The 17,105-nt window shown below is 42.6% G+C and carries 14 protein-coding genes and 1 tRNA gene; 8 read left to right on the top strand and 7 right to left on the bottom strand.

Going from position 1 to position 17,105, the window contains the following annotated elements; genetic code table 11:
* Positions 1-338: 338 nt before the first annotated feature.
* Positions 339-1,013 carry a hypothetical protein gene (locus R8O11_RS18110; protein ID WP_318194323.1) on the top strand — a complete coding sequence of 225 codons (675 nt, stop codon included), beginning with the start codon at positions 339-341 and terminating at the stop codon, positions 1,011-1,013.
* Here R8O11_RS18110 and R8O11_RS18105 read toward each other — a convergent pair.
* The 3 genes from R8O11_RS18105 to R8O11_RS18095 form a co-directional block, all read right to left on the bottom strand.
* On the bottom strand, positions 1,010-2,854 hold the full coding sequence (locus R8O11_RS18105; protein WP_318194322.1) for an acyltransferase family protein: 1,845 nt from the start codon (positions 2,852-2,854) through the stop codon (positions 1,010-1,012). The genes R8O11_RS18110 and R8O11_RS18105 overlap by 4 nt on opposite strands.
* 152 nt (positions 2,855-3,006) lie before the next feature.
* A tRNA-Leu gene (locus tag R8O11_RS18100) sits at positions 3,007-3,091 on the bottom strand.
* Between the two features lie 329 nt (positions 3,092-3,420).
* The gene (locus R8O11_RS18095) at positions 3,421-4,086 is read right to left on the bottom strand and encodes an SDR family NAD(P)-dependent oxidoreductase (RefSeq protein ID WP_318194321.1); all 666 of its coding nucleotides are present in this window, start codon (positions 4,084-4,086) and stop codon (positions 3,421-3,423) included.
* A gap of 227 nt (positions 4,087-4,313) precedes the next feature.
* On the opposite strand from R8O11_RS18095, the gene R8O11_RS18090 reads away from it, so the two are divergent.
* Both R8O11_RS18090 and R8O11_RS18085 read left to right on the top strand, forming a co-directional pair.
* Entirely contained in the window at positions 4,314-5,582 is a 1,269-nt protein-coding gene (locus R8O11_RS18090) for a DUF2254 domain-containing protein (protein ID WP_017636178.1), read from the top strand.
* Between the two features lie 184 nt (positions 5,583-5,766).
* Entirely contained in the window at positions 5,767-6,246 is a 480-nt protein-coding gene (locus tag R8O11_RS18085; RefSeq protein WP_318194320.1) for an RDD family protein, read from the top strand.
* A gap of 87 nt (positions 6,247-6,333) precedes the next feature.
* Here the strand turns inward: R8O11_RS18085 and lptG are convergent, their stop codons facing one another.
* Together lptG and lptF are read right to left on the bottom strand one after the other, a co-directional pair.
* Positions 6,334-7,404 carry an LPS export ABC transporter permease LptG gene (gene lptG, locus R8O11_RS18080; RefSeq protein ID WP_005381071.1) on the bottom strand — a complete coding sequence of 357 codons (1,071 nt, stop codon included), beginning with the start codon at positions 7,402-7,404 and terminating at the stop codon, positions 6,334-6,336.
* Positions 7,405-7,407: 3 nt separating this feature from the next.
* Positions 7,408-8,508 (bottom strand): LPS export ABC transporter permease LptF, encoded by a 1,101-nt coding sequence (gene lptF / locus R8O11_RS18075; RefSeq protein WP_258669243.1) that lies wholly within the window; start codon positions 8,506-8,508, stop codon positions 7,408-7,410.
* Positions 8,509-8,708: 200 nt separating this feature from the next.
* Between lptF and pepA the strand changes: the two genes are divergently transcribed.
* The 5 genes from pepA (at position 8,709) to R8O11_RS18050 (ending at position 15,366) form a co-directional block, all read left to right on the top strand.
* Positions 8,709-10,217 carry a leucyl aminopeptidase gene (pepA, locus tag R8O11_RS18070; protein ID WP_005381073.1) on the top strand — a complete coding sequence of 503 codons (1,509 nt, stop codon included), beginning with the start codon at positions 8,709-8,711 and terminating at the stop codon, positions 10,215-10,217.
* A gap of 115 nt (positions 10,218-10,332) precedes the next feature.
* A complete protein-coding gene (locus tag R8O11_RS18065) occupies positions 10,333-10,782 on the top strand; it encodes a DNA polymerase III subunit chi (RefSeq protein ID WP_009703970.1) in 450 nt (149 codons plus the stop codon).
* Positions 10,783-10,878: 96 nt separating this feature from the next.
* Positions 10,879-13,737: a valine--tRNA ligase gene (locus R8O11_RS18060; protein WP_047103615.1), complete on the top strand. Its 2,859-nt coding sequence runs from the start codon at positions 10,879-10,881 to the stop codon at positions 13,735-13,737.
* A gap of 203 nt (positions 13,738-13,940) precedes the next feature.
* Positions 13,941-14,345, top strand: coding sequence for a DUF2061 domain-containing protein (locus R8O11_RS18055; RefSeq protein ID WP_169628884.1), 405 nt, complete (start codon positions 13,941-13,943; stop codon positions 14,343-14,345).
* Between the two features lie 115 nt (positions 14,346-14,460).
* Positions 14,461-15,366: a bifunctional helix-turn-helix transcriptional regulator/GNAT family N-acetyltransferase gene (locus tag R8O11_RS18050; RefSeq protein WP_262631614.1), complete on the top strand. Its 906-nt coding sequence runs from the start codon at positions 14,461-14,463 to the stop codon at positions 15,364-15,366.
* 19 nt (positions 15,367-15,385) lie between these two features.
* Here R8O11_RS18050 and R8O11_RS18045 read toward each other — a convergent pair whose 3' ends face one another.
* Together R8O11_RS18045 and rraB are read right to left on the bottom strand one after the other, a co-directional pair.
* Positions 15,386-16,186, bottom strand: a complete 801-nt coding sequence (locus R8O11_RS18045) for a glycosyl hydrolase 2 galactose-binding domain-containing protein (RefSeq protein ID WP_318194319.1) — start codon at positions 16,184-16,186, stop codon at positions 15,386-15,388.
* Positions 16,187-16,340: 154 nt separating this feature from the next.
* Positions 16,341-16,754 (bottom strand): ribonuclease E inhibitor RraB, encoded by a 414-nt coding sequence (gene rraB, locus R8O11_RS18040; protein WP_005381081.1) that lies wholly within the window; start codon positions 16,752-16,754, stop codon positions 16,341-16,343.
* Positions 16,755-17,105: the final 351 nt, after the last annotated feature.

Below are 17,105 nucleotides of genomic sequence, written 5' to 3'. Positions count from 1 at the left end.
CACAATTAGATAGATATCCACAACCGTTCCAATATCATTCCATAACTGTTCCAATCACATCACACAATAGTTCCAATATTATTCCTCAGTCGTTCCATAATAAAAAGCTACGCATTGAATTATCACTTAAAATATCAGATTACTTTGTCATTAATAAAACACCCTAATATATCTTTAAGTATTTTATTTATTATTATTTTTAGAATACTAAAACCCAATTGCGCTATGCGCCTTTCTGATAATCCGCACGTAGTGCGAATAAATATTTTTAATTGTCTATTTACATTTAATGAATATATGATAATTGTATTACACAACTGTCCCAAAAAGAGAATATTATGACTAAATATAATGAACTACCACAATTGCCAAAAATTGAAAAAAACAAGCTAATAATTTTGCTAAATCAAAATGCTGTTAGAGATACTAACTTCATAAGATCATTTGAAAAACCGAGAGATTTTTATCTATTTTCTATATTGCTTCACAACGAAATAATCAGAACAAAAGAAAATAGAACTATTGAAATAAGCATAAAGGAACTACAAGAGAAATATAAGATTTTTAGAGGAGAATCAAAATATGACCTAATGGATTTCTTAAACCAAATTAATAATGAAATATTTTCATATTTTATTTTAGATAAAGAAAATGAGATTTTTACTTACAATATCAAACCTGATTACTTCGATACTAATAGCAATACATTCTTTTTTAATGCCTGCTTATTGAAAGGATTAAAAATTAACTCTCAAAAAATCGCAATGTATTTAATGAGTATGGGACCACACGCTAAGTATCTTCACCTTTCGCATATAGCCAAGATATTAGATATTGAAGAAAAGAGTCAGAAGTTAAAACAAAAGTCAGCTAATACGGCCATAGAGACACTATCAAAGCATAATTTTATTAAAGATACTAAATATGATAGAAGTAAGAAAATATTCTATTTTAAAATGGAAGATCTTAAATTAAAGGAAATAATTCAAGATCTTCCTGACTGTTTACATTAATTAATCACTTGTTCAATATAATTAATATGTTTTTTAGCATACCACGGTCTCATGTGATTTTGATCTTTATAATAATACCTAAAATCATCATCCATAACCCGACAGACTTCATCACACAAATAACTAATCGGGTCAATAATTTTCACGTCCTTCTTTTCTGTTAAATTATCTAATATCGAATAATGTAGATTATATACTTCTCTTGCTTCTTGTGTTGTGATGAAGTTCCTTAAACTATATCGCATTGAATACTTAGGATCAAACTCTTTACCTGACGGTTCGCCTAAAATCATATAAACTTCATTTGAATTATTTTTGGCGAATTTCAGAAAATCATTATACTCACTTATTCTTAAATTAATTTGTTCTTCTTTTACACGTTGATCATTAGATAAATAACCGTCAATAAAATAAATCGAAGTGACTATTTTTTCAAAATCAATTTCATTTATTAACTCCCTATAATTTTGGATATTTGAACAACTCCATTTAGGGTTAACAAATGATGGGGAAACAAAGCAACCTCCCATAGTCACATAGTAAATATTATATTTACTATGTGAGCTTTTTACATAAGGATATGTTTGTTCTATGTGGCTTGCACCAATGAATAAAATGTTTTTATCTGAACTTCCATTTATAAATCTAACATCTACATTTCCAATTCTCATATTTGATTCTGGATAACCCCAATCTCCAATCGCTTCAATCGCTCTTTCGTTTTTGACACGTAATTCAGCATCAAGCCTATCAGGCACCCCATTAGTTAAAAACACATAACAACTAAAAAGACCAAAAGTAAGTAAATAATACAATGGCTGACATCTTAAAAAATCATAAATATGGTTGAAACTATTCCTTAACGGAAAACTCTCAATATATCTATTACTTAAAAAACCAAGGTATAATGAAAGCATAATACCTAAATATTGAAATGTGTCGCTCAAAGTATAATAAGATATAGCAACTACAATCGGCCAATGCCAAAGATAAATTGAATAAGACCACTTACCTAATGATTGAAAAACAATATTATCTGTTACAATACTATCATTCCTTTGAGCTTGGATTAGCAAAAACGCACCAAAAACAGGAATTAAAGCCAAATACCCAGGCCATAAGTTTTCTTTTGAAATGAAAATATAAGATAGGATTATTAGTGCTAAACCAACCCATTCAAAGACTTTCTTTTTATTCTCTGCAAGTTTTAACGGGTAAAGGTATGCAACACCGCCAATCATCATTTCCCACGCTCTGGTAGGTAATAGATAGTAAGCAGGATTAGGCCATTTGTAGGTTGCTATCACACAGAAGATAAAGCCCAACACCGTTCCAACTAAAACAGTCGCTTTCATCGCCTTTAACGACATAAACTTTCTCATAGCAACAAGGACTAATGGATAGATTATGTAGAACTGCCATTCAGCAGATAAAGACCAAGTATGTAAAAGCCACTTTTCGTGTGAAGCTGCGTCAAAGTAGCCAGACTCCCTCCAATATATGATATTGGATAAAAAGCCCATACTACTGCCTACGTGCTTTCCTAATGCTCTGTAATCAAGCGGAGTAAGATAGAACCAACCGAACACCAACAAGAGCAGACAAAGAACAGCTAACGCTGGTATGATCCTGTTAGCTCTCGCAACATAAAACTTCAAAATAGAAAAGTTTTCTTGCTCAATCCCTCTAAATATTATCCCTGTCATTAAAAAACCAGAAATAACAAAAAACACGTCTACCCCTGCAAAACCGCCGGGCATCCAACTCGCATTGAAATGAAATAGCACAACGGCTATTACTGCTATGGCTCTTAAACCATTTATATCTTTTCTGAACTGCACAAGCCTAAACCAAATGATTGAAATATTTGGGTGTATTTTATACTAATACTAAGGCAAGGCAAGGCAAGGCAAGGCAAGGCAAGGCAAGGCAAGAATATTTTATATAGTGCAGATAGCAAAAAACCGCTCATATAGAACGGTTCTTTTAAATATGGTACCTGCGGGCGGACTTGAACCGCCACTCCCGAGGGAAAGGGATTTTGAATCCCTCATGTCTACCAATTCCATCACGCAGGCTTTTTATACAACTCTATACAACTTTTACTTGAATAGAAAAATCAATGTAACATATTGATTTTAATGCACATTAGCATAATAACACTGGAAACGCAACGCCTTTTGAATCCGTCGTGTATACCAATTTCACCACACCGGCATCTTTGGGCTATTGCCCTTTGATGGTTGGCATTATACGTAAGCTTTTGACCTGCGCAAGCAGAAATACCTTAAATAACTATCGTTTGCTGATAATTTCGCCACAAAGTGTGACAAAGCTGTACTCATAAGAAACGTACGCTCCATTTTCTACTACTCTTCCAGATGAAAGTGAGTATACGAAACTCTTTTTAAATTCTATTCACTGTAATATCAGAAACATAACCATTCCCAATGCTCGACAACGCATTATGGAGCATCTCTGCGGCATCTTCTGCTTGCATGAAGTGACTCGTGTCCATCGTATTGCCGCTTGTTTTCCAGAATTCCGTATCCATTCCACCAGGATAAACCGCGATAATTTTCATAGGTTTTCCTTTTAGCTCCAAACGAACCGACTCAATTAATCCTTTGACGGCCCATTTCACTGCACAATACGTAGACTCTTGCGCTTTAGGTTGTTGCGCGGCTGTGGACATGATCATGACCACTTTTATTGGATGATCTTTGTAACGCTTTACTAACTCTCTTAACACATGAATCGCAGAATTCAGGTTGTTATCAATCAACTTTTGAACCTCTTCCGGCTCCTGCTCTTCCAGTAAGCCAAAATAACCACTTCCTGCACTATGAATGACCATTTCAGGAGGCTGTTTCATCCCATCAAAGAGCTGTTTCACACCTTGATGTAATGAGAGGTTGCAAGCTTGATAGCCGACGTTATGAGAGAGTTGTTTTGCTAGTGCGGATAGTTTTTCTGTATTTCTTCCTATTACATACGTCTCTTTGCCTTCCGCATCATAACGCTTTGCTAGTTCCGCCCCTAAGCCGCTACTTGCACCTGTAATTACAATCATGCGCTACCTCTTTTCAATCACATACTTTTAATTCATCTATCAATTAAGGTAACAGAATCGTGGTAATTCACACCTCAAGAGCACCATTCTTTGAAGCAAGCAGCTTTCTTACTTTCGTGATGCATGAAATATCAAGCAGAACGACGGGCATTTAACCTATGCTTAAGCAAGAATAACTTTCTGAATTTTCTATCGACTTTCTAGTGAGAACTGAATAGGAGCAAAGAATGACTGGGTCAAAATGGCAGTGGTTACTGAAACAGATGACACGAAAACTGTGGGTCCGGACGTCACTCTACGCATTACTAGCTGTTGCTACCGCCTTAATGTCGATTGTTTTAAACCAGTTCATTACTCTGCCCCCTGCCATCAACGTCAGCAAGGATTTGTTGAACAACATATTAAATATCCTCGCAACCTCCATGCTTGCAGTGACTACATTCTCTCTCAATATTATGGTCTCAGCATACAGTGCCGCTAGTGCGGGGGTAACGCCACGAGCGACAAAACTGTTGATGGAAGACAGCACAACACAAAATGCCTTAGCAACCTTTCTTGGCTCTTTTCTATTTAGTTTGGTAGGAATTATCGCGCTAGGTATTGGGGCCTATCATCAACAAGCACAAATTTATCTGTTCATCGTAACTATCGCCGTAATCGTGATGATCATACTCACTCTGCTACGTTGGATTCAGCACCTTTCCGTACTAGGAAGGGTCAGTGAAACCACTTCATACGTGGAGCAAGCCTTGTTAGATGCGATAAGAAAACGGGGCAAAGAGCGTTGGCTAGGTGCTCACCCGTGGAGCCACCCAGAACATAAACCCAGAGGAAGTAAACCTATTTTGAGCCAAGAAATTGGCTACTTACAGCATGTTGATATGCATCATCTCGATAGTATTGCTGAAGCAAACCAATGCACCATCTACCTTGAGCGACAACCGGGAAGTTTTGTGTACGTAGGTCAACCATTGGCTTGGGTTTGTGGAGAATTGCCAGACGAAAGCGAAGTAACGGCAGCCTTCACGATTCGAACGGAGCGTTCATATGATCAGGACCCTCGCTTTGGTTTAGTCGTTATGGCGGAAATCGCCTCACGAGCACTATCTCCGGCTGTAAATGATAATGGCACCGCAATTGACGTTCTTGGGCGTTCTGTACGAGCACTTTCATTATGGGGAGACCTACTCAGTGAGCCTCCTACCAAAACTCGATATCCTAGACTATTTGTGCCCGCATTGAGCTGCCAGGATTTGTTTGATGATGTCTTTTTGCCGATAGCACACGATGGTGCAGCGCAACTCCAAATACAGATTCGCCTACAAAAGGCCTTGCTAGCTCTCTCTAGTATGCACCCTAAGTTATTTTTGTCACCAGCAATCAAGCTGTCAGAAAAAGCTTTAGAGCTTTCGTTAAGCCAACATTATACCGAAGATGAGAAACACCAACTCTCTCAGCTATCTAATCTGGTCACAGACCAAAGAGCCAATGGTTAAGAGAGTCGAATTCAGTTGAAACATATTGCTGCACGGCCTCGTGTATCATGACATGTGCTGATAACGTAGGGCAGAAAAGTCACTTAGTTTATACACAATTAAAGACTCTGTGCGTTAGGTCTCTTTTCTCTTGGTGAGGGAATCTATATTCTGACGCACAATTTTTAAGGTAAGTGATGGAATAATGGCAACGTCTACAACTCTTCCACCTGCTGGTCTCTTTCGTCGACTTGCAGCGTTGATTTACGACACATTGATTATTATCGCAATTGAAATGATGGCCGCTGGTATTGTTATGGCCGTTGTGTTTGCACTAAATGCAGCAGGATTGTTGAGCTATGGCGAGTACGCTGATGCCGCAGATATGCTCGGAAAGCACCCTGTATTCAGCCCTCTATTTACACTTTATCTTGCGGGTGTGTGGATATATTTCTTTGTGTTCTTCTGGACGCGAGCAGGACAAACTCTTGGGATGCGCGCTTGGAAGCTTCGAGTTCGCAATGCCAAAGACGGAGCACCAATTACGGTAACTCAAGCTCTGATTCGTATTTCGACATCTGGCTTTGGCTTGGCAAATTTGACTGTACCGATTGATCCGAAGAAACGTGGTTTCCACGACATTTGGGCCAAAACAGAGGTTGTTGTATTACCTAAGGCAAATTAACTTGTCTAGGAACACAAAAAAGGAAGGCGTAATGCCTTCCTTTTACATTTGGTTCGGTAAAACTTGGTTTATTCGATGATGCTTCAGTTATAGCTTTCTTCGTAGCAGTGCAATCGCAATAGCTAAGAACACCAAACTCGGGGCCAAAGCACCAAACACTGGGGATATGCCATACACCAAGCTTAATGGGCCAAAGAACTCACTGGATATGTAAAAAGTAAACCCGGCAACCACGCCCGACAATACCCTTGCCCCCATGGTCACGCTTCTGAGTGGCCCGAAAACAAAAGATAGCGCCATTAACATCATCACAGCAATTGAAAGCGGCTGAGTCAACTTACGCCAAAACGCCAACTCATAGCGAGATGCATCTTGTTCCGATGCTTTCAGGTAAGTCACATAATCATACAAACCGCTCAGTGACAGTTCTTCTGGCTTCACGGTCACCACAGCTAGCTTATCTGGTGCCAAAGAGGTGTGCCACTCCATCTGTTCGATGTCTTGCTTTGAAATTACGTTTTCATTTTCCATGTCCGTAATTTGTACGTAGCGCATCAGCCAGTTGTTATCTTGTTGGTAGTCGACTTCTTCGGCGAAAATAACTTTTTGTAGATTCTTATCATCATCAAAACGCCACATATTTAAAGCATAAAGCTTGTCGTCTTCGACTTTACCGATAAAGATAAAGTCGTTTGCGTCACGAGCCCACACACCTGAGCGCACAGACACAATGCTACCACCTGATATCGCAAACGCACGTAAGTCACGGGCCATCTTCTGGGCCTCAGGAGCGCCCCATTGACCTAACGCCATAACGACAATCATGAGCGGGACGGCCGTTTTTAGTACCGATAACCCGATATCCAGCTTAGAGAAACCAGCAGCTTGCATCACCACCAGCTCAGAGCTTGAAGCCAACATACCTAAGCCGATCAGGGCACCGAGTAATGCCGCCATTGGAAAGAACATTTCGATATCACGCGGCACACTGAGTAACACAAAGTACAACGCATGAGTGAGGTCGTACACACCTCGCCCTACTTTACGTAGCTGTTCTACATATTTGATGATGCCCGATAAGCCAACAAACGTCGCTAAAACCAAGGCAGTGGTAGAGATGATGGTTCTACCGATGTAAAGGTCTAAGATTTTGAACACAGCTTACGCGAGCCTCTTCTTGCGGAATTTGTCTTTTATTCGTCTAGCAGCAACGCTGTCCATCATATTCGCCATGATAGCAACAATCAGCAACATCGCATTGATTGGCCACATACCAATAGCAGCCGGGATGTCACCATCTTCTAATGCAGATTTGGTTGCACTGATCGCCAAGAAATACGCTAGATAGATCAGAATCGCAGGCCCCATTTTGGCAAACCGTCCCTGACGCGGATTCACCGCAGACAAAGGAATAACGAGCATTGTTAAGAGTGGAATACACACAAATAACGAAATTCGCCATTGTAGCTCCGCTTGCGCCTCTGGATCTGGGTGACCTATCAAGTCAACCGTTGGGTATGCTTCCCAGTCTCGCCCTTTCTCTTTGACCTCACGTTGGCCGATAACACCTTCGTATTCATCGAATTTCGTGATCATATATTCAACGCGAGTAGGCACACCTTCATAACGCGTACCTTCTTTCATAGTGATGATCTGACGACCGTCCGAAAGCTCTTTTACTTCACCAGAAGATGAGAACATCACACTCGGTAACACTGAATCTCGAGGGCGCATCTGCGCAACAAAAACGTTGCTCAAGGTATTGTCTTTAATGTCATCGATGAACACAACCGATGAACCGTCTGGTGTACCTTGGAACTGACCTTTTTTAAGTAGGTCAACGCTGTTTTCTGACGCTACCTGCTCATAAAGCTGCTCAACGCGGTCTTGAGACCACGGCGATAGCCACAACGCATTGAAAGCCGCCACCGCTGAAGTAATCAACGCTAGGTATAAGGCCGCTTGAACCAAGAATTTATTACCAATACCTGTCGCGTTCATTACGACAATTTCGCTCTCTGCATACAGACGACCAAATGTGATCAATATGCCGATATACAGACTTAAAGGCAGCATTAACAGACCCATTGCTGGCATGTTCAAACCAACAATCGAGAAAATCAATCCAGCAGGAATATCCCCATCAGAAGCATCAGCAAGAACACTTATGAATTTCTGGCTTACAAACACCAAAAAAAGTACGAAAAAAATCGCAAATTGGCTCTTGAGTGTTTCGCGGATCAAATATCTAACAATAATCACGCTGAAATTACCTATACAAAACTTGTTTTTTTGGTCGAATCACTATAGTTTCCCGTTGAACCATTTATTTTTTTAAAAATTATAAACTAGATGTTAGTCGCTTAATCAGCTCTGCATGTAAGCCTGGAGCTAAAATTCAACAAGTAAGCGATCATTATCTAACATTTAGAGCAATTTGTCTTCAGGATGTAGGAGTACGCATGGAGTTCAGTGTAAAAAGTGGCAGTCCAGAGAAACAACGTAGCGCATGTATCGTTGTTGGTGTGTTTGAACCACGTCGCCTTTCTCCAGTAGCCGAACAACTTGATAAAATCAGTGACGGTTACATCAGTTCACTACTTCGCCGTGGTGATCTAGAGGGTAAACCTGGTCAGATGCTGCTACTGCATCAAGTACCAGGTGTTTTGTCAGAGCGCGTTTTACTTGTCGGTTGCGGCAAAGAGCGTGAACTTGGCGAGCGCCAGTACAAGGAAATCATTCAAAAGACGATCAGCACACTTAACGAGACAGGCTCAATGGAAGCAGTATGTTTCCTAACTGAACTGCATGTTAAGGGTCGTGATACATACTGGAAAGTGCGCCAGGCTGTAGAAGCGACTAAAGATGGTCTATACACATTTAATCAATTCAAGAGCGTGAAACCTGAGACTCGCCGCCCACTGCGCAAGCTTGTTTTCAACGTACCAACGCGTCGTGAATTGAACTTGGGTGAAAAAGCAATCACTCATGGTCTTGCTATCGCATCAGGTGTCAAAGCCTCAAAAGACCTTGGCAACATGCCGCCAAACGTAGCTAATCCAGCTTACCTTGCTTCTCAAGCTCGTCGTCTAGCGGACGATTACGAAACCGTAACCACCAAAATCATTGGTGAGCAAGAGATGGAAAAACTGGGTATGACCTCTTACCTAGCAGTAGGCCGTGGTTCTAAAAACGAATCTATGATGTCTATCATCGAGTACAAAGGTAACCCTGACTCGGATGCAAAACCGATTGTGCTCGTAGGTAAAGGTCTAACCTTCGACTCAGGCGGTATCTCTCTAAAGCCGGGCGAAGGTATGGATGAGATGAAGTACGACATGTGTGGTGCGGCATCGGTATTCGGTACAATGAAAGCTCTGGCGAAGCTAAACCTACCAATCAACGTTATTGGTGTTCTAGCGGGCTGTGAAAACATGCCTGGCAGCAACGCTTACCGTCCAGGTGACATCCTTACAACCATGTCTGGTCAAACTGTAGAAGTTCTGAACACGGATGCGGAAGGTCGTCTCGTTCTTTGTGACGCACTGACTTACGTAGAGCGTTTCGAACCAGACTGCGTAGTAGACGTTGCAACGCTAACTGGTGCTTGTGTTATCGCACTAGGCCACCATATCAGCGGCGTAATCTCTAACCACAACCCTCTTTCTCATGAGCTAGTAAACGCTTCTGAGCAAGCGAGTGACCGTGCATGGCGTCTACCAATGGCAGACGAGTACCACGAACAGTTGAAGAGCCCGTTTGCGGATATGGCAAACATTGGTGGTCGCCCTGGTGGCACAATTACTGCGGGTTGCTTCTTATCTAAGTTCGCGAAGAAGTACAACTGGGCACACGTCGATATCGCAGGTACCGCGTGGAAATCAGGCGCAGCGAAAGGCTCAACGGGCCGTCCTGTCTCAATGCTTGTCCAATTCCTTTTGAACCGCAGCGGCCAAGAGACAGAAGAGTAATTTCTGAACAGAATCTAAAAGGGCCGCAAGGCCCTTTTTTATTACCTCGATTTTCTTGATTGAAAATCGGATTTAATATGGTTTCTGGAAGAGACCATCGGCAAGTGAGAGAATGATGCAAACAGCAACCTTCTACATCATTAATGAAGAGAGCCCGCAAGCAACGGTGACTGGCTTTGAAGAATACATCGTGTTTTTGGCTCAGCACTTTGCTCGTCAAGGCGCAAAAGTGTATCTGAACTGCCAAGACAAACCGCATGCCGAGCAGCTCGCTGAAGCCTTTTGGCAAATTGATGCAGACAAGTTCATGGCACATAATCTTGTAGGCGAAGGACCGAAATACGCCACCAATATTGAAATCGGCCATGAAGGTGTAAAACCTAATTGGAACCGCCAGCTGGTAATTAATTTGGCGGAAAATGAGACAACCTTTGCGAACAAGTTTGCTCAAGTGGTAGACTTCGTGCCCTGCGAAGAAAAAGCTAAACAACTCGCAAGAGAAAGATATAAAATTTACCGTCAAGCAGGTTACCAGCTGCAAACGATCGAAATTCAATATCCTTAACGGTCAATCCTTATAGTTAAGGCGATCTTGTTAAGATCCCTCACTTATAAAGATTGACTAAGATTCAACCATCAACGTATCCATTAAAAGAGCGCTATGGAAAAGACATACAACCCAACTTCAATCGAACAAGCTCTGTATCAGACTTGGGAAGAGAAAGGCTACTTTAAGCCACACGGTGACACTACTAAAGAATCATACAGCATCATGATCCCGCCACCGAACGTCACTGGTAGCCTACACATGGGCCACGCGTTCCAAGATACGATCATGGATACGCTTATCCGTTGTGAACGTATGAAGGGTAAAAACACCCTTTGGCAAGTAGGTACTGACCACGCTGGTATCGCAACTCAGATGGTTGTTGAGCGTAAGATCGCTGCAGAAGAAGGCAAAACAAAACACGATTACGGTCGTGAAGCTTTCATCGACAAAATCTGGGAATGGAAAGGCGAATCTGGCGGCACTATCACTAAGCAGCTTCGTCGTCTTGGCGCATCTGTAGACTGGGATCGTGAACGCTTCACGATGGACGATGGTCTATCTAACGCCGTCCAAGAAGTGTTCGTACGTCTGTACGAAGACGATCTAATCTACCGCGGTAAGCGTCTAGTTAACTGGGATCCAAAGCTACACACAGCGATTTCAGATCTAGAAGTAGAGAACAAAGACACTAAAGGCCACATGTGGCACTTCCGCTACCCACTAGCAGATGGCGCTAGAACAGCCGATGGCAAAGACTACATCGTTGTTGCAACGACTCGTCCAGAGACCGTGCTAGGCGATACAGGTGTTGCAGTTAACCCAGAAGATCCACGTTACAAAGATCTTATCGGTAAAGAAATCATCCTTCCTATCGTTGATCGTCGCATCCCAATCGTGGGCGATGAGCACGCAGATATGGAAAAAGGTACTGGCTGTGTGAAAATCACACCTGCGCACGACTTCAACGACTACGAAGTAGGTAAGCGCCACCAGCTACCAATGATCAACATTCTGACTTTCGACGCAAACATCCGTGATGCTTCTGAAGTATTCAACACCAACGGCGAAGCAAGCGACGCTTACAGCACTGAGCTACCAGCTAAATACCACGGTATGGAGCGTTTTGCCGCTCGTAAAGCTATCGTTGCTGAATTCGACGAGCTAGGCCTACTTGAAGAAGTGAAAGATCACGATCTACAAGTTCCTTACGGCGACCGTGGTGGCGTGGTTATCGAACCAATGCTAACTGACCAATGGTACGTACGTACTGCGCCTCTAGCGAAAACTGCAGTTGAAGCAGTAGAAAACGGCGACATCCAATTTGTTCCTAAGCAGTACGAAAACATGTACTTCTCTTGGATGCGTGACGTTCAAGACTGGTGTATCTCTCGTCAGCTATGGTGGGGTCACCGCATCCCAGCTTGGTACGACAACCAAGGTAATGTTTACGTAGGTCGCACTGAAGAAGAAGTTCGTAAGAACAACAACCTAGAGTCAGTCATTGAACTGCACCAAGACGAAGACGTACTGGATACGTGGTTCTCTTCTGCACTATGGACATTCGGTACTCAAGGTTGGCCAGAGCAAACTGACGACCTGAAAGTATTCCACCCTTCAGACGTTCTAGTAACTGGTTTCGACATCATCTTCTTCTGGGTTGCGCGCATGATCATGATGACCATGCACTTCGTGAAAGACGAAAACGGCAAACCACAAGTACCATTTAAGACGGTTTACGTTACTGGTCTAATCCGTGATGAAAACGGCGACAAGATGTCTAAGTCGAAAGGTAACGTACTTGACCCAATCGACATGATCGATGGTATCGACCTAGAGTCTCTAGTAGAGAAGCGTTGTGGCAACATGATGCAACCTCAGCTAGCGAAGAAGATCGAGAAGAACACTCGTAAGACGTTTGAAAACGGTATCGAAGCATACGGTACAGACGCACTACGTTTCACTCTTGCAGCAATGGCATCAACAGGTCGTGATATCAACTGGGATATGAAGCGTCTTGAGGGTTACCGTAACTTCTGTAACAAACTATGGAACGCAAGCCGTTACGTAATGATGAACACAGAAGAGCAAGATTGTGGCTTCAACGGTGGTGAGATTGAATACTCACTAGCAGACAAATGGATCGAGTCTCAGTTTGAACTTGCAGCGAAAGCGTTCAACAACCATATCGACAACTTCCGTCTAGATATGGCTGCGAACACGCTTTACGAATTCATCTGGAACCAATTCTGTGACTGGTACCTAGAGCTAACTAAACCCGTTCTATGGAAAGGTACTGAAGCGCAACAGCGTGGTACTCGCCGTACACTAATCACGGTACTTGAGAAGACTCTACGTCTGGCTCATCCTGTGATTCCTTACATCACTGAAACTATCTGGCAAAGCATCAAGCCACTAGTTGAAGGTGTAGAAGGTGAGACAATCATGCTTCAAGCACTGCCTCAATTCGACGAAGCAAACTTCAACCAAGAAGCGCTAGATGATATCGAATGGGTGAAGGCGTTCATTACCAGCATCCGTAACCTACGTGCTGAATACGACATCAACCCTGGTAAGCCGCTTGACGTTATGCTGAAAGCAGCAAATGCAGAAGATGCCTCTCGTCTAGAAGCAAGCAAGCAAGTACTGATGTCACTAGCGAAGCTAGAAGCAGTACGCGTGCTTGAAGCTGGCGAACAAACTCCTGCATGTGCGACAGCACTGGTTGGTAAGTCTGAGCTGATGATCCCAATGGCAGGTCTGATCGACAAAGATGCTGAGCTTGCTCGTCTAGATGGCGAAATCAAGAAGACTCACGGCGAAATCAAGCGTATCGAAGGCAAACTAGGTAACGAAGGCTTCGTAGCGAAAGCACCTGAAGCAGTTGTTGCTAAAGAGCGTGAGAAGCTTGAAGGCTACAAAGAAACGCTAGCTAAGCTAGAAGAGCAGAAGACAACGATCGCTGCGCTTTAAGCCTCAGTGAAAGAGAAGAATTAGCACTTCTCACTTTTTGGTTCAAAAGGTTGGTCATCATGGCCAACCTTTTTTGTATACATTTCACCAAAACCATCATCAATAGCTTCCCCCTATCACAACAATACTCATTACCCATTAGCATTAATGAGAATTATTATCGATAATAAGCTCATCGAAACAAACACGATTGAGTAATTATCATGAAAAAGACACTAACTTTCGCAGCACTGCATTTTACTATCGCATTTAGTGTCGCTTACGTACTCACAGGCGACATTCTAATTGGTAGTTTAATTGCCATGATTGAGCCTTCAGTGAACACCGTAGCCTTCTACTTTCATGAAAAGGCATGGGCAAAAGTCCCAGCACTTAAAGCTCGTCAGTGGATGACCAAATTAAAAACCGCAAGCTTTGCGACCGTGCACTTCAGCGTCGCTTTTACCGTGGTTTACTTACTAACAGGTGATGCATTTGTCGGCGGCGTAATGGCGATGTTAGAGCCAAGTTTGAACACGGTGGCTTACTACTTCCACGAGAAAGTATGGATGCGTAAATCATCAGAAAAAACTCCAGCACCGCAGTTTTGTTTACATCACCACGCTTAAACATGGAGGCTCACTACGTCTCCTAACGAGCAAAATGACATTTACCATTGACAAGGTTGCGCACCGCAATTAATTTAATTGCGGTACGCAACTTTATTTTTAGAGGTAAGTGATAATGAACGCTCGTCAACTTCGACACTACTCCCGTCAAGCCGTCCGATTGCTTGGTATGCTTGATAAACAATGCGGCGATGTCGCTCTCACTCCAGTGCAAGCGCACGCATTGGGTGAAATCCAATTGCAGCCATTGACCATCAATCAGCTGGCACAGCAGCTTAATGTCGACAAGTCCAACGCGAGCCGAACCGTTACTGGTTTGATTAAATTAGGTTTGGTCGAGAGCATCGAAAACCCAAAAGACAAACGTAGTCAACTCGTCGCGATTACAGAGCAAGGCCAACTGGCGTTATCGCAACTGGACCAACAGCAAAACCACTTCTTTGAACAACTGCTTACCCAACTCGATGACAGCGAGCAAGAGCAACTCAAACTTGGTCTAGAGACTTACCTAAAAGGGCTAACAAAAGTGTGTCAGTCTGAGGAATACGTTCTTCGACCTCTTACTAAAGCAGACAACCCGCAAGTCGCAGATGTGATTCGTAAAGTCTCTGCAGAATACGGCTTAACCGCAGACAAAGGTTATGGTGTGGCCGATCCAACGCTTGATGATATGTATTCGGTTTACAATCAATGCGGGGCCGCCTATTGGGTCATTGAACATCGCGGAGAGATCGTTGGTGGCGGTGGCTTTGCCCCTTTAGCTGGCGAGCCAAATGTGTGTGAACTACAAAAGATGTACTTCTTACCTCAAACACGAGGACACGGTTTAGCCAAACGCATCGTCGCATTGAGCTTACAATTGGCGAAACAATTTGGGTATCAGCAGTGCTATTTAGAGACAACTGAATGTCTGAGAGAAGCGGTAAGCTTGTATGAAAAGCTAGGCTTTGAGCATCTCGATGCCCCGCTTGGACAAACAGGGCATGATGCATGTGAAGTCGTAATGCTTAAGATGCTGTAATAGATAATATTATTAGAAGTTAAAGCACAACATGGGTAACACAAAGCTCCTGGCTCAAGGCAACAGTGAAGTTTTGGTGCTGCCCATCCAACTCAACAGACAATTGGTAGAGATCACTTGGATCAGGATCAGTAAGATCGGCATACTTTGGCGCTTCGATCTGGAATAAAGCGCTCGCATGCTCCGCTCGGACATCAATAGGAATATGGTAAGTCATAGCATTAAACTTAACCGATGCAGAGACCAGACCCGGCGCAAAAGTTTGATAGTACAAGTCTACTTTAAACTCGCAACCACCACCGTGGTGCCAAATCTGCTCGGTTGCCACGCGGTCTAAACGTACATTGCGAATGAACTGCAGATACGGTTCTTGCCATACCCCTAAGCGCTCATCACTTTTTTTATATTCATGATCGGACAGAGAGCACAGCTCAGGTTTATCTTCATCAAACAGAAGATCCTCTTCTTCCTCTAAGAACAAGATTTCAAAGCGGTTACGCCCCATTTGCATGAACGGACGAATGTCTTTCTTGTAGACATTTTGAGAACCGTCACAGTCGAACAATGCTACTCCGTTCAAACGCACTTCTGCATGGTAATCCACACCACCCAACACCATTTCTACCGCTGGGAATGCCATCATGGATTCGTCCACTTCAATGTCATGCATCAGGTGCCACTCTTGCTGACGAATTGCTTCTTCTGTCAGTTCAGCTGGCAATACCTGACTCAAAGGAGCAGGGAAAGTAATGTCATCCTGTGGGATAGAAAGGTCCGTCAGTGGAGAGACTTGCCATAAACCGGCGAGTGAGAGTTGCATATACACCTTGAGCTAGATCAATTTTCACGCATTATAGGGAGAAATCCCCTATAAACTCAATGTGAATTATTTATCGCCTCCACATTCGTCAGTTTTTCAAGGAATAAAAAAACCAGCGTTAAACGCTGGTTTTTCCAAAAGTAGTGAGCTTTGATTACTCGTCGTCTTCATCTTCTTCAGGGTAAAGCGCATCTTCGCCTTCGTAGTACGTACCCCAACCGTCATAGATGATGTCGTATTTTTCTGCCAAGTGAATCAATTTTTCAACTTGCGCATCAATCGCTTCTGCGTCTAGTGCGGACTCCATAGTCGCATCACAGCAAAGCAACTTGTTACCATCTTCATCTTCAGTTTCTTCTGCTTCAAGAACTTCAAAGCCCATCTTGAATGCTTCAACTACCGCTTTTTCTAGCGTGTCAAAATCTTCTGCAAACAGGTGGTGCTCAATTTCGTATAGCGAATCTGGATCGCTGCCATCTTCTAGCAATGCTGCAATGATATCGCGAGTCTCTTCCTTTTGAATCTCAATTAATTCTTCTACTGATAGATATTCATCTTCGTGAGACATGTTTTGGCTCCAGATTAGTTACTTGATGGAAACACAATACCCGATACTGAGTATGCTGATCTGGTGAAATATGGCATGGATTGCGATGAAAAGCCACAAACAAACATCATACCACTGCGATTCTTATCGGTTATTTGAATCTAAATATTAAACCGACCACACAAAGAAACAAAAAATTAACAAAGAATGGCATTTTTTAATATTCAGAACATCCTAATTGACACTTAATGTGGTTATTTTCTCTTTCTATGCGTGTTTATGATGCTTTCTTGAATACACTCACGTGTAAAACGAAGAAGCATAACGAATAAATTCACTTTAATAATGCATAATTTAGAATAAAAATGCACG

This window comes from Vibrio sp. 1288 (genome assembly GCF_033344475.1).
This window is presented reverse-complemented; position numbering and strand designations above follow the sequence as displayed.